Annotated in this window: 11 protein-coding genes; all 11 read left to right on the top strand. The window is 47.4% G+C overall.

Annotated elements, in window-relative coordinates; all coding sequences use genetic code 11:
• The 11 genes from mraY (at position 1) to ACO05E_RS03195 (ending at position 12,593) form a co-directional block, all read left to right on the top strand.
• Positions 1–1,083, top strand: coding sequence for a phospho-N-acetylmuramoyl-pentapeptide-transferase (mraY, locus tag ACO05E_RS03245; protein ID WP_419811558.1), 1,083 nt, complete (start codon positions 1–3; stop codon positions 1,081–1,083).
• Between the two features lie 20 nt (positions 1,084–1,103).
• Complete coding sequence (gene murD / locus ACO05E_RS03240; protein ID WP_419811557.1) at positions 1,104–2,558, top strand: UDP-N-acetylmuramoyl-L-alanine--D-glutamate ligase; 1,455 nt, start codon at positions 1,104–1,106, stop codon at positions 2,556–2,558.
• Positions 2,551–3,813 carry a putative lipid II flippase FtsW gene (gene ftsW, locus ACO05E_RS03235; protein ID WP_419811556.1) on the top strand — a complete coding sequence of 421 codons (1,263 nt, stop codon included), beginning with the start codon at positions 2,551–2,553 and terminating at the stop codon, positions 3,811–3,813. Before murD ends, ftsW begins: the two co-directional genes overlap by 8 nt.
• The gene (gene murG, locus ACO05E_RS03230; RefSeq protein WP_419811555.1) at positions 3,806–4,867 is read left to right on the top strand and encodes an undecaprenyldiphospho-muramoylpentapeptide beta-N-acetylglucosaminyltransferase; all 1,062 of its coding nucleotides are present in this window, start codon (positions 3,806–3,808) and stop codon (positions 4,865–4,867) included. The genes ftsW and murG overlap by 8 nt, the downstream gene beginning before the upstream one ends.
• A gap of 45 nt (positions 4,868–4,912) precedes the next feature.
• Complete coding sequence (murC, locus tag ACO05E_RS03225) at positions 4,913–6,325, top strand: UDP-N-acetylmuramate--L-alanine ligase (protein ID WP_419813653.1); 1,413 nt, start codon at positions 4,913–4,915, stop codon at positions 6,323–6,325.
• Positions 6,325–7,257 carry a D-alanine--D-alanine ligase gene (locus tag ACO05E_RS03220; protein ID WP_419811554.1) on the top strand — a complete coding sequence of 311 codons (933 nt, stop codon included), beginning with the start codon at positions 6,325–6,327 and terminating at the stop codon, positions 7,255–7,257. Before murC ends, ACO05E_RS03220 begins: the two co-directional genes overlap by 1 nt.
• A gap of 2 nt (positions 7,258–7,259) precedes the next feature.
• The gene (locus ACO05E_RS03215) at positions 7,260–8,012 is read left to right on the top strand and encodes a cell division protein FtsQ/DivIB (RefSeq protein WP_419811553.1); all 753 of its coding nucleotides are present in this window, start codon (positions 7,260–7,262) and stop codon (positions 8,010–8,012) included.
• A complete protein-coding gene (ftsA, locus tag ACO05E_RS03210) occupies positions 8,009–9,244 on the top strand; it encodes a cell division protein FtsA (RefSeq protein WP_255859231.1) in 1,236 nt (411 codons plus the stop codon). Before ACO05E_RS03215 ends, ftsA begins: the two co-directional genes overlap by 4 nt.
• 61 nt (positions 9,245–9,305) lie before the next feature.
• Positions 9,306–10,463, top strand: coding sequence for a cell division protein FtsZ (ftsZ, locus tag ACO05E_RS03205; protein ID WP_419813652.1), 1,158 nt, complete (start codon positions 9,306–9,308; stop codon positions 10,461–10,463).
• 112 nt (positions 10,464–10,575) lie between these two features.
• Complete coding sequence (gene lpxC / locus ACO05E_RS03200; protein ID WP_419811552.1) at positions 10,576–11,484, top strand: UDP-3-O-acyl-N-acetylglucosamine deacetylase; 909 nt, start codon at positions 10,576–10,578, stop codon at positions 11,482–11,484.
• A 158-nt stretch (positions 11,485–11,642) separates the two neighbouring features.
• Positions 11,643–12,593, top strand: coding sequence for a M23 family metallopeptidase (locus ACO05E_RS03195; protein ID WP_419811551.1), 951 nt, complete (start codon positions 11,643–11,645; stop codon positions 12,591–12,593).
• Positions 12,594–12,704 lie beyond the last annotated feature (111 nt).

Genomic DNA, 12,704 nt, shown 5'->3' with positions numbered 1-12,704 from the left:
ATGTTGCTATGGCTGGGAGACTGGTTAGCACAATTCCACACGGGTTTTGGTGTGGTGAACTATCTGACACTGAGAGCAATTTTGTCGGTAATTACCGCCTTAATTGTATCGATGTTGTTGGGGCCGGTGGTGATTCGTAAATTACGTGAATACCAGATTGGTCAGGCGATTCGTGAAGTAGGGCCAAAATCGCATTTAAGTAAAGCTGGTACACCGACTATGGGTGGTGTGCTGATTTTATTATCGATTGCCGTGAGCACTTTGTTATGGGGTGATCTGGAAAACCGCTTTGTTTGGGTAGTAATGTTGGTCACGTTATTTTTTGGTGCCATCGGCTGGGTTGATGATTATCGCAAAGTGGTCGAGAAAAACTCTCGTGGCTTGCCTGGGCGCTGGAAATATTTCTGGCAATCGCTATTTGCTCTGGTAGCTGCTGCGTATTTATTTTATTCCGCGCAAAGCCCACAAGAAACTCAGCTTGTCGTGCCTTTCTTTAAAGATGTGATGCCACAGCTGGGCCTGATGTTTGTGGTATTAACTTACTTTGTGATTGTGGGTTCCAGTAATGCGGTGAATTTAACCGACGGCTTAGATGGCTTAGCCATTATGCCAACGGTGATGGTGGCTGCGGCATTGGGGGTATGTGCTTATCTGGCCGGTAACGTGAATTTTGCCGATTACCTGCATATTCCTTATATCGCCGGTGCCGGTGAATTGGTGGTTTTTTGTGCGGCCATGGTTGGAGCTGGCATTGGCTTCTTATGGTTTAACACCTACCCGGCTCAGGTATTTATGGGCGATGTAGGTTCTCTGGCATTAGGTGCGGCGCTGGGTGCGGTCGCCGTGATTATTCGCCAGGAAATTATCCTGTTTATTATGGGTGGTATTTTTGTTGCTGAAACCGTATCGGTGATTTTGCAGGTAGCGTCTTTCAAAATGACCGGAAAACGTATTTTCCGTATGGCACCACTGCATCACCACTATGAATTAAAAGGCTGGCCGGAGCCGCGAGTCATTGTACGCTTCTGGATCGTCACCATTATTCTGGTGCTGATTGGTCTGGCAACGTTAAAAATCCGTTAATGGATAACGGGGGCATTTAAATGACGACTCAAATGACAACCACTGAAACAACAAACGCTGCGAACACCAAGCGCATGATTATCGGACTGGGACTGTCCGGGTTGTCGTGTGCACGTTTTGCTCAGCGTCAGGGGTGGTCATTTGATTTATGCGACAGCCGTGAAACGCCACCAGGTCTGGCTGATATTCAGCAGGAATTTCCTCAGAGCCGTATTTATTGCGGTAACCTGAATGGTGAATTATTAGTCTCTTATGATGAGCTGATTGTCAGCCCCGGCGTTGCCTTAGCTGAGCCTGCTATTCAGCAGGCAATTGAAGCGGGGGTCGCGATTTCCGGTGATATTCAGTTATTCAAGGAGCATGTGAATAAACCCGTTATTGCTATTACCGGTTCAAACGGTAAAAGCACCGTCACCTCATTGGTTGGCGATATGCTGAATCAGTGTGGGCTGAAGGCTCGGGTTGGCGGCAATATCGGTTTGCCTGCATTGGATTTAACCGATAACGATGAAGCCGATATTTATGTACTGGAACTGTCCAGTTTCCAGTTAGAAACCACCACGAATCTGAATGCTGAAGCAGTGACCATTCTGAACCTGAGCGAAGATCATATGGATCGCTATCAGGGTATGAGTGATTACCTGGCCGCTAAACAACGTATCTTTCAGGGAGCAAAACGTGTTGTTGTAAATAGTGATGATCAGGCAACACTGCCGGATAATACAAACTGCAACATCGCCTTTTCACTGAATAGTGATGGATCATCGCGTTTTTATCTAAAAAATCACGATGGCATCGATTATTTATACCGTGAGCAGCAACGCTTGTTGTCAGCAGATGATATTAAAATCAAAGGCCGACACAATTTAGCCAATGTATTGGCAGCGCTGGCGCTGGTTGATGCCGTATGTGAAACGCTGGGTATTCAGCTGGAACAATCATTACCTGCTATTCGTGAGTTTCCGGGTCTGGCTCATCGTTGCCAGTGGGTTGCTAATCTTAATGGCGTGGATTGTTATAACGATTCCAAAGGCACTAATGTGGGTTCGACGCTGGCAGCGGTGAATGGTTTGGGTACCGGCGCCAAAGGTAAAATCTGGTTGTTGGCTGGTGGCGTTGATAAAGGCCAGTCCTTTGATGAATTAGTGCAACCCTGCCAGCAGTACGTTGCCGAAGTATTGTTATATGGACGTGATGCTAAAAACATTCAACAAGACTTTATGCAAGACGGCAAAGCGTTATGTAAAAGTCATATTTTTGATTCCATGGACCAGGCTTTTGCAACCGCGCTTCAGAATGCCGAAGCGGGAGATCTGATTTTATTGTCACCGGCGTGTGCCAGCTTTGATCAGTTCCGCAATTATGCCGTACGCGGTGAATATTTCCGTCAATTGGTTATGGCTGCGAATGAGCAGGCCAGTGACAAGTTAAGCGCTGGGACGGTAAATGATGAGCGAGAGATGAATCATGACTGAGCTGATCGCATCCTTAAAAACGACGTCCCTTAAACAGTTTATCGAACGCTTAAACTGGCAAAGCAAAAACCGGTTGTTTTTCCCCTGGCTGGCACTGATGTGCCTGGGTTGGTTGATGGTGGCATCGGCTTCGACCGGTATTGCTGAATATTACACCGGCAATGAACACTATTTTGCCATTCGCCATGTGGTGTATCTGTTATTAGGTATCAGCGCATTGTTTGTTGTCAGCCAGATTCCACTACGTTGGTGGAGTCAGGTAGAGCCATTGTTATTGCTAATAGCATTTATGGGTTTAATTCTGGTGTTTGTGCCGGGTATTGGTCATGAAGTAAATGGTAGCCAACGCTGGCTGAATTTAGGCTTTATTAAAATTCAGGCTTCTGAAATTGCCAAGCTGAGTGCGGTGTTTTTTATTTCCGGCTATCTGGTACGCCGCAAAGATGAAGTTCAGCAAAGCTGGAGTGGCTTTCTGAAACCTTTCCTGATTTTGGGCGCCATGGTGTTTTTATTATTGATGGAACCGGATTTTGGCGCCGTGGTGGTGTTGATGGGTGCGGCTCTGGTTCAGTTGTTTCTGGGTGGGGTAAAAGCTGGTCAGTTTTTCCTGTTGTTAACCATTACTCTGATTTTAAGTGCCATCGCATTAACCGCAGAGAGCTATCGGGTTGAACGGTTAATGGCGTATTTAAACCCCTGGTCACCAGAGCATGTGTACGGCACTGGGTATCAGTTGACTCAGTCGTTAATTGCCTTTGGGCGTGGAGAATGGTTTGGCGTTGGCTTGGGCGAAAGTGTGCAGAAGTTGTTTTATTTGCCGGAAGCGCATACCGATTTTGTTTTTGCTATCTGGGCGGAAGAAACCGGTTTAGTGGGTGGTGTATTGGCACTGGCATTGCTGGCCTGTCTGATTGGCTTTATCTGGCATACCGCCTGGCGGGCACAGCAACAAGGGCAGTTGTATGGTGCTTATGTTGCTATTGGAATCGGTGCTTTATTAGCGCTGCAGATCATTATTAATCTGGGTGTAAATATTGGTTTGTTACCAACCAAAGGACTAACGCTGCCATTCTATAGTTATGGTGGTAGTAGCTTATTGGTTTGCTGTGCCATGGTGGGCATCGTTATGCGGGTTGCACATGAAATTGATAACCCATCGCTAGTGGTTGAAGAAGAAAAGCCGGTGGCCGGAAAAAAACGCAGCGGTAAAGAAAAATCTTCGCAAAAGATTAAAAAGGAGCGGAATGATGACTAAAGCCGTTCTTTTTATGGCCGGTGGAACCGGAGGGCATGTCTTTCCAGCATTAGCCGTCGCTAAAGAAATGGCCAGTCGTGGCTATGATATTCATTGGCTGGGAACCGCCAATGGTATTGAAAAAGATCTGGTGCCTGCTGCAGGTTACCCATTGCATTGCATTGCGATTGCAGGCTTACGCGGTAAAGGAAAGCTGGGTTTAATCAAAGCCCCTTTATTGATTGCCAAAGCAGTTTGGCAGGCGCGAAAAATTATTAAGCAGGTTAAGCCCGTTGCGGTATTGGGGATGGGAGGCTATGCCACTGGCCCGGGTGGTGTTGCGGCTAAATTATCAGGCGTTCCATTGCTGATCCATGAGCAGAATGCCTATGCCGGTATGACCAATAAATTACTGCATAAAATTTCTGATCAGAGCTTGCAGGCATTTCCGGGAGCACTGGACAATGCATTAGTAACCGGTAATCCGGTTCGTGAAGATGTTTTTGCCATTGGTAATCAAATTTCTTCAGATTCTGAACGATTAAAGGTGCTGGTTGTTGGCGGTAGCTTGGGTGCAGTCGCGTTGAATACCGCCGTGCTTGAAGCGATGCAAAGCTTGCCGGAGCATCAGCGTCCGGAATTATGGCATCAGGCTGGTAAGCGTAATATCGAAGCTTTGCAGCAGGAATATCAGCAAGCCGGGATTAAAGCAAAAGTCACCGCTTTTATTGATGACATGGCGGCGGCTTATGAATGGGCTGACCTGGTGGTATGCCGCTCCGGGGCATTAACCGTGTCTGAAATTGCAGCAGCGGGTAAAGCGGCTATTTTTGTTCCTTTTCCATTTGCCGTGGATGATCATCAAACTGCAAATGCCGGGTTTTTAACCCAGCGTCAGGCTGGAATTATTCGTCAGCAACAGGATTTAACGCCGCAATGGCTGGCACAGCAGTGGCTGGAATATCAGGCGGATAAAACAGCTTTACAGAAGATGGCCGACACGGCCCGTCAGTTAGCGATGCCCGATGCGACCGCTCAGGTAGCTGGCTGTATTGAAAGTATATTGAGAGATTAAAACGTGAGTCTTAAAACAAATACACTGACCCATTTAATTCCGGAAATGCGCCGGATTCGTGGTATCCACTTTGTGGGTATTGGTGGCGTTGGTATGTGTGGCATTGCTGAGGTGTTATTAAATCAGGGCTATCAGGTTTCGGGTTCGGATTTACGTAACAGTGTAGCCACCGAAAGACTCGAAGGCATGGGCGCTAAAATATTTATTGGCCACGACAGTGAAAATGTTGAACAGGCTGATGTACTGGTTGTATCAACTGCGATTGATGAAAATAACCCGGAAATTAAAGCAGCCATAGAACGTCGTGTGCCGATTGTTCGTCGTGCTGAAATGCTGGCTGAATTAATGCGCTTCCGCCATGGTATTGCTGTTGCAGGTACTCACGGAAAAACAACCACGACCAGCTTAGTGACATCCATTCTGGCGGAAGGGAATTTTGATCCAACCTTTGTCATTGGTGGTAAATTAAACAGTGCTGGTACCAATGCTCGTTTGGGTGGCAGTCGTTATCTGGTGGCAGAAGCGGACGAAAGTGATGCCAGTTTTTTGCATTTACAACCGATGGTGTCGATCGTTACCAATATCGATGCTGATCATATGTCGACCTATGACGGTGATTTTGAAAAATTAAAAAATACCTTTGTTGAATTTCTGCATAACCTGCCATTTTATGGTCTGGCTGTTCTCTGTATTGATGACGATAACGTGCGTTCTATTTTACCTCAGGTCAGTCGCCAGTTTGTGACCTATGGCTTTGCCGATGATGCCGATTACCGCGCGGTTGATTTAACTCAGGATGGTATGTTCACCCGATTTACCGTGCAGCGTCCGGGAGATAAAGCGGATCTGGATATTCGTGTGCGTATGCCGGGCAAACATAATGTCCTGAATGCATTGGCGGCGATTGCCGTAGCCGATGATGAAGGGGTTGCTGACGACGCCATTCAGACGGCATTAGAAAAATTTGAAGGGGTGGGCCGTCGCTTTCAGGTATGTGGTGAATTCCCTCTGGAGGACGGCAACGTTATGCTGGTGGATGACTATGGGCATCACCCGCGTGAATTAGAAGTAACACTCGAAGCCATTCGTAATGGTTTTCCGGATCGCCGTCTGGTGATGTTATTTCAGCCACACCGTTACAGCCGTACCCGCGATTTATACGAAGACTTTGTACGAGTGTTATCTCAGGCTGATGTTTTATTGTTAATGGATGTTTATCCGGCTGGAGAAAAACCCATTGCCGGTGCTGATGGACGTTCGCTTTGTGGTTCGGTTCGCCAGCGTGGTGCGGTTGACCCTGTCTTTATCGAGCGGGATGAATCGGTGAAACAACCACTGTGTAATGTATTGCGCCCAGGTGATTTATTACTGACCCAGGGAGCCGGTAATATTGGTGCACTGGCAGTGCAATTAACTAATGAGTTGCCGCAGTGGTTAGCTGAGCAGGAGAAAGCCTGATGAGCGCAACCGGTTTAGGAAAAATTGCGGTATTAATGGGTGGTAATTCAGCCGAACGCCCGGTATCACTGAATAGCGGCAATGCGGTTTTTCAGGCATTAAAACAAGCTGGACAGGACGTAACGGCTATTGATATTCAGGGGCATGCCATTGCTCAGCTAACGGGTGCAGAATTTGATATTGCCTTTATTGCTCTGCACGGCCGTGGCGGTGAAGATGGCACCATTCAGGGCGTACTGGAATGGCTGGATAAACCTTATACCGGCAGTGGTGTGATGGCATCAGCATTGGCGATGGATAAATGGCGTACCAAATTAATCTGGCAGGCTGCCGGGCTACCTACTCCAAAAGCGGTGTTGCTGAATGATCAATGTGACTGGCAGGCAACCATCGAGTTGCTGGGCCATAACGCGATTGTGAAACCAGCGCGCGAAGGCTCCAGTATTGGTATGCGCCGTGTTCATAGCGCCGAAGAATTACAACAAAGTTTCGAATTTGCCAGCCAGTACGATGCGATGGTGCTGGCCGAGCAATGGGTATCTGGTGCTGAGTTTACGGTTGCTATTGTTGGTGATGAAGCATTGCCCGCAATTCAATTAAAAACCAGTCATGAATTTTATGATTATGACGCTAAATATCAGGCAAACGACACCCAGTATTTATTGCCGTGTGGTTTAAGTGCTGAAAAAGAATCTGAATTACAACAGCTGGCATTAACGGCGTTTGAAGTATTGGGCTGTGAAGGCTGGGGACGAATTGATGTAATGCAGGATGGTGAGAGCGGCAATTTCTGGCTGCTGGAAGCGAACACCAGTCCTGGCATGACAGATCATAGTCTGGTACCGATGGCAGCAAACGCAACGGGTTTATCGTTTGCTGAATTGGTTATTCAGTTATTGCAACACGCTAAGCCGCGTATGTCTGAGGCCTGATTATGAAAAAAGGCACATTAACGGGAGCAACCCGGGTCGTCGAAAAACAACCGCGACAATGGCATTGGCCAAAAATTAATGTGTCCTGGATTATTGTCCCGCTGTTATTTGTGTCCTTGGTCATGGGTGGTCGTTGGTTATATCAGAGCTGGCCAATTCAGAGTGTTGAAGTAGAAGGGCAATTCAGCTTATGGCAGCCCGATTTAATTGTTCAACAATTAACCTGGTTAAAAAGCGAAAGTTTTTTTTCGGTTGATTTACAACAGGTGTATCAGCAGGTTGATGAATTACCACTGATTCATGTGAAACGCGTTAAAAAATCCTGGCCGGGTACCATTGTGATTAATGTTCATGAAGATATCCCAATGGCGATCTGGAACGGTGAAGAAATATTAACCGTTGCTGGCGATATTTTGCCGCGACCTGGTTTTGTTAGCGGCGAAAAAATGGCACGTATGCGAGGTAGTTCTCAGTATGCTCATGAAGCGATGAGAAATTATCGTCGTTTGCATCAAATGTTAAAAAAGAGCCGGGTAAATGTGCTTGAATTAGAAGTCACAGAAGTTGGTTCGATTTCCGTTTTATTATCCAACTCCTGGAAAGTTGAATTTGGGCGGCAATATTTTGAAGAAAGAATGAAACGACTGGATGGATTATTAAGCACACTGCCTGCTGAGCAGGTCATCGCAGTTGATTTACGTTATGGCAAGGGAGCCGCAATTCAATGGCACCCTCTTAAGGAGATGGATTCATGAATCAGGTACAACAGAAAAATATGGTCGTTGGCCTGGATATCGGTACCTCCAAAATTGTTGCTGTTGTTGGCGAAGTCAGCGAAGACGGTGCAATTGAAGTCGTGGGTTTAGGAACCAGCCCAAGCCATGGTTTAAAAAAAGGCGTGGTGGTTAATATTGATTCAACCGTGCAATCAATTAAACGCGCTGTTGAAGAAGCCGAATTAATGGCGGGTTGTCGTATTCACTCGGTACATGCGGGGATTGCTGGCAGCCATATTCAGTCGATGAATTCTCACGGTATTGTGGCGGTACGTGACCGTGAAGTGACTCATATGGATATTGAGCGGGTTATTGATGCAGCGCAGGCGGTCGCTATTCCTCAGGATCAGCGCATTTTGCATGTATTACCGCAGGAATATGTGGTCGATTTTCAGGAAGGTATTCGTGAACCGGTTGGTATGTCAGGAGTGCGGCTGGAAGCCAAAGTGCATTTGGTTACCGGTGCAGTAAATGCGGCGCAGAATATTGAGCGCTGCATTGAGCGTTGTGAGTTGGAAGTGGATGATCTGGTACTGGAACAATTAGCTTCCAGTTATTCGGTATTAACCGATGATGAACGCGAATTAGGCGTGTGTATGGTGGATATTGGTGGCGGTACCACAGATATTGCTATTTTCACCGAAGGGGCTATTCGTCATACGGCAGTTATTCCGATTGCTGGTGATCAGGTAACCAATGACATTGCCATGGCGTTACGTACTCCAACCCAGCATGCCGAAAAAATTAAAATTAAATACGCATGTGCTTTAACACAACTTGCCAAAGCGGACGAAACCATCAAAGTTCCTAGTGTTGGCGACCGGCCACCGCGTGATTTATCTCGCCAGGCGCTGGCGGAAGTCGTGGAGCCGCGGTACGACGAATTATTTACCTTAATTCAGTCAGAACTGCGTCGCAGTGGTTATGAAGACTTAGTGGCAGCGGGCATCGTTTTAACCGGTGGTACCGCGAAGATGGAAGGGGTGGTGGAATTAGCCGAAGAAATATTCCATATGCCGGTTCGTCTGGCACGACCACACAGTGTTTCTGGCTTGTCTGATGTGATTAATAATCCGATTTATTCGACGTCAGTCGGGTTGTTATTGCACGCCGTAAAACAGCAGGAAAACCGGGCTTTACGACATCAAGGGAAAAATGATGAAAAATCGGCATTTTCCCGCATAAAAGATTGGATTAAAGGCAATTTTTAAGATTAAATATTAATCGCGCGCGGAAGGAGATAAAGCGATGTCTCAACAAAGAGAAGGGGATATGTTCGAGCTAGCAGATGATTTACAACAAAATGCCGTGATTAAAGTGATCGGTGTTGGCGGCGGCGGCGGTAATGCTGTCCAGCATATGGTTGATGGCCACATTGATGGCGTCGACTTTATCTGTGCTAACACAGACTCTCAGGCACTGCGTAACGTTGGCTCACGTTCCATTATTCAATTAGGTAATGGCCTGACCAAAGGTTTAGGTGCTGGTGCGAATCCGGAAGTTGGCCGACAGGCGGCACTGGAAGATCGCGAACGAATTTCTGAGGCTCTGCAGGGTGCCGATATGGTATTTATCACTGCAGGTATGGGTGGCGGCACCGGAACCGGTGGTGCACCTGTTGTTGCTGAAGTTGCCAAAGAAATGGGCATTCTGACCGTTGCGGTTGTTACTAAGCCGTTCCCGTTTGAAGGTCGCAAACGGATGACGATTGCCGATCAGGGTTTAAAGCAACTGGCTGAAAATGTCGATTCCCTGATTACCATTCCGAACGAAAAACTGCTTTCGGTAATGGGTAGCGGCACTACGTTATTGGATGCCTTTAAAGAAGCCAATAATGTTCTGCAGGGCGCTGTTCAGGGCATTGCTGATCTGATTACCCGCCCGGGCATGATCAACGTTGACTTTGCTGACGTGCGCACCGTGATGTCAGAAATGGGTCAGGCGATGATGGGGACCGGTGTTGCAACTGGTGAAAACCGTGCACGTGAAGCGGCAGAAAAAGCGATTGGCAGTCCGCTGTTGGAAGATATCGACTTACAGGGCGCGCGTGGCATTCTGGTTAACGTTACTGCAGGTTTTGATCTGTCACTGGGCGAGTTCAGCGAAGTTGGTGGCGTGATCGAAGACTTTGCTTCTGACAATGCAACCGTTGTTGTTGGTACGGTAATGGATCCGGATATGTCGGATGAATTACGCGTCACCGTGGTAGCAACTGGTCTGGGCCAGGCTCAAGCACAGGAAGCACCACCGCCAGCTGAGGCCAAAGTGGTGGTTGATAATACGGTTAAGGCTGATGTGCAGGAACGTCCGGTTTCTGGTATCGCTACAGCGACCGAAGGTTCTGCAGTGCCTAAAGCTGATCCTAACAGTGATCTGAACTACGACAGCATTATGGATATCCCTACCTTTTTGCGTCGTCAGGCCGATTGAGCCAATTATGTAGCAAAATGCAAACCGGCTCTGGCAGGTTTACATTTTGCTGTTATAATCCCGGCATCTAAAATTTGGTTAAAAAACGCCCAAGATTGGCAGGAATGTCTCTATGATCCAGCAACGAACATTAAAAAATACAATCCGCGCGACTGGCGTAGGCTTGCATTCAGGAGAGAAAGTCTACCTGAAGCTGAAGCCTGCCCCGGTTAACAGCGGTATTGTATTTCGCCGTGTTGATCTGGATCCGGTTGTTGATATTCCGGCAAATGCGGTTAGCGTTGGCGAAACTACCTTATCCACCACGCTGGTAAAAGACCATGCCAAGGTGGATACCGTTGAACACTTATTATCTGCGATGGCTGGTTTAGGCATCGATAACGCGATTGTTGAATTAAGTGCTCAGGAAGTGCCAATTATGGACGGCAGCTCTGGTCCGTTCGTATTCCTGATTCAATCTGCCGGTTTAGCTGAACAGGACGCTCCGAAGCGTTTTATCCGTATCAAGCGTAAAGTCGAAGTTCGTGATGGTGATAAAGTCGCCAGCTTTGTTCCTTATGAAGGTTTCAAAGTCAGCTTTGAAATCGATTTTGATCACCCGGTTTTGAAGCAAAGCGTTCAGAAGGCCAGCCTAGACTTCTCTTCAACCTCTTATGTTAAAGAAGTCAGCCGTGCTCGTACCTTTGGTTTCACCAAAGATATTGAATACATGCGTTCTAAAAATCTGGCGCTGGGTGGTAGTGTTAAAAACGCTATCGTGGTAGATGACTATCGGGTTGTGAATGAAGATGGTCTGCGCTACGACGATGAGTTTGTAAAACATAAAATTCTCGATGCCGTGGGTGATTTATACCTGTTAGGTCACAGCCTGATTGGTGAATACGTTGGTTACAAATCCGGTCATGGACTGAACAATTTGTTACTGCGCGAACTGCTTCAGCAGGAAGATGCGTGGGAATTTGTTGAGTTTGCTGAAGAAAGTGCACCAATTTCTTACATGCGTCCCGCCGCAGCCGGTTAAAATATGATTTACTAACTGATACAGGATTTTCATGGAGAATCCCCATACAAGGGCCATACTTAGATGGCCTTTGTTGTGTTTGCAGCAAAGAAAAACCGTTTAATCGTGCTGCAGACCCGCTAGTTAGATGGTCTGTGTAGTTGGAAAACCTGAAACTTATGAACATTATCATCGTTGGTCGTCGTCACGGAGAATCCAGAACCTATACGCTTGGCAATACAGCTAAAGCGGTGATGGTTGGTTTTCTGTTTGCGCTGCCGTTTGCGATGGGGGCTTCCGGTTACTGGCTGGCTGAACGTTTGGCTGATGAAGGCATCTTTGATCTGAATGCCGCAAAAGCCTGGGAGCGCGATCTGGATATGCAACGTCAGGAGCTGCAACAGATTCGTAAACAAACCGATCAGGAATTAGAAGCCCTGACGCTTAAGCTGGCAGAATTACAAAGCAAACTGCTGCGTCTGGACGCTTTGGGTGAGCGTTTGGTTGATGTCTCCGATTTGCACGCCGAAGAATTCGACTTTTCCGCTTTGCCGGCCGTTGGTGGCCCTGATATTACCAATACCAATCTGATGGCAGGCCTGGGTGAGGCTTACCATTCTCCAGAAATCAGCCAGGTGCTGGACGAGTTGTCAGAGCGTATCGACAGCCGTGAGCAGCAGCTGGAAGTGCTTGACGATCTGATGTCAGCGAACAAGCTGAGTTCTGATACCTTTGTCGCTGGTCGTCCGATTACCAAGGGTTGGATGTCCTCGCGCTATGGTAAGCGTACCGATCCATTCACCGGTCGTTTAGCCTGGCATGCGGGTGTCGACTTCGCCGGTAAAATGGGCGCTGATATCGTTTCAGTTGCTTCGGGAGTTGTCACCTGGTCTGGGCCGCGTTATGGCTATGGTCAGTTGGTCGAAGTGAATCATGGCAATGGTTACAAAACTCGTTATGCCCACTGCAAAGAGTTAAAAGTGAACGTTGGTGATGTGGTTCGCAAAGGCGATACCATTGCATTAATGGGCAGCAGCGGTCGTTCGACAGGCCCTCATGTTCACTTTGAAGTGTATAAAAACGGACGCACCGTCGACCCTGCCGCTTATATTCATCGCAAGCCGCGATAATTTCTTCTGCTCAATACGCTTGTCATTATTCTGGGTTATAAGTAGCCTGTAGCACAATTGTGTTATAACGCCAGGCCCAGCGCCGCTTTATTTAGTTTCGGATAATCATAA

Source organism: Bacterioplanoides sp. (genome assembly GCF_965226395.1).
GTDB lineage: Bacteria > Pseudomonadota > Gammaproteobacteria > Pseudomonadales > Oceanobacteraceae > Bacterioplanoides.
This window is presented reverse-complemented; position numbering and strand designations above follow the sequence as displayed.

What these genes read in the sequence shown, in the direction of transcription:
- ftsZ (WP_419813652.1), top strand. Translation starts at nt 9,306, where the DNA reads ATGTTCGAGCTAGCAGATGATTTACAACAAAATGCCGTGATTAAAGTG.
- ftsW (WP_419811556.1), top strand. Translation starts at nt 2,551, where the DNA reads ATGACTGAGCTGATCGCATCCTTAAAAACGACGTCCCTTAAACAGTTT.
- murG (WP_419811555.1), top strand. Translation starts at nt 3,806, where the DNA reads ATGACTAAAGCCGTTCTTTTTATGGCCGGTGGAACCGGAGGGCATGTC.
- ACO05E_RS03195 (WP_419811551.1), top strand. Translation starts at nt 11,643, where the DNA reads ATGAACATTATCATCGTTGGTCGTCGTCACGGAGAATCCAGAACCTAT.
- mraY (WP_419811558.1), top strand. Translation starts at nt 1, where the DNA reads ATGTTGCTATGGCTGGGAGACTGGTTAGCACAATTCCACACGGGTTTT.
- ACO05E_RS03215 (WP_419811553.1), top strand. Translation starts at nt 7,260, where the DNA reads ATGAAAAAAGGCACATTAACGGGAGCAACCCGGGTCGTCGAAAAACAA.
- lpxC (WP_419811552.1), top strand. Translation starts at nt 10,576, where the DNA reads ATGATCCAGCAACGAACATTAAAAAATACAATCCGCGCGACTGGCGTA.
- ftsA (WP_255859231.1), top strand. Translation starts at nt 8,009, where the DNA reads ATGAATCAGGTACAACAGAAAAATATGGTCGTTGGCCTGGATATCGGT.
- ACO05E_RS03220 (WP_419811554.1), top strand. Translation starts at nt 6,325, where the DNA reads ATGAGCGCAACCGGTTTAGGAAAAATTGCGGTATTAATGGGTGGTAAT.
- murC (WP_419813653.1), top strand. Translation starts at nt 4,913, where the DNA reads ATGCGCCGGATTCGTGGTATCCACTTTGTGGGTATTGGTGGCGTTGGT.
- murD (WP_419811557.1), top strand. Translation starts at nt 1,104, where the DNA reads ATGACGACTCAAATGACAACCACTGAAACAACAAACGCTGCGAACACC.